The sequence below is a fragment of the Stenotrophomonas sp. SrG genome (assembly GCF_050031795.1).
Lineage (GTDB): Bacteria > Pseudomonadota > Gammaproteobacteria > Xanthomonadales > Xanthomonadaceae > Stenotrophomonas > Stenotrophomonas rhizophila_A.
Window position 1 is genome coordinate 1 of record NZ_JBNBBE010001806.1, and the last position, 230, is coordinate 230.

The 230-nt window shown below is 64.3% G+C and carries 1 protein-coding gene; it reads left to right on the forward strand.

Annotation, left to right across the window (positions count from 1 at the left end):
* Positions 1–91: 91 nt before the first annotated feature.
* The coding region (locus ACQG3P_RS25455) for a DUF6164 family protein (RefSeq protein ID WP_426806593.1) at positions 92–230 on the forward strand (139 nt) is incomplete at its 3' end.

Consider the following 230-nt stretch of genomic DNA (forward strand, 5'->3'; position numbering starts at 1 on the left):
TCGGCACAGCACGCATGGGCGGCACCGGATGGAACCTGCGCCGCAAGGGTAGCGCATCGCCGGGCGCTATCCTGGGCGCACGGCGAATCTGCTGCTCAACCTGCGCAATGTCGCGGACGATGAAATCCAGGAAGTGATCACCCTGCTGGACAGGGCTGGCAACGACCATTACCGCACCGAACCCAGCCCGTGGGGAATCTCCTTAGGCGGGATCTGGATCCGCGACGACA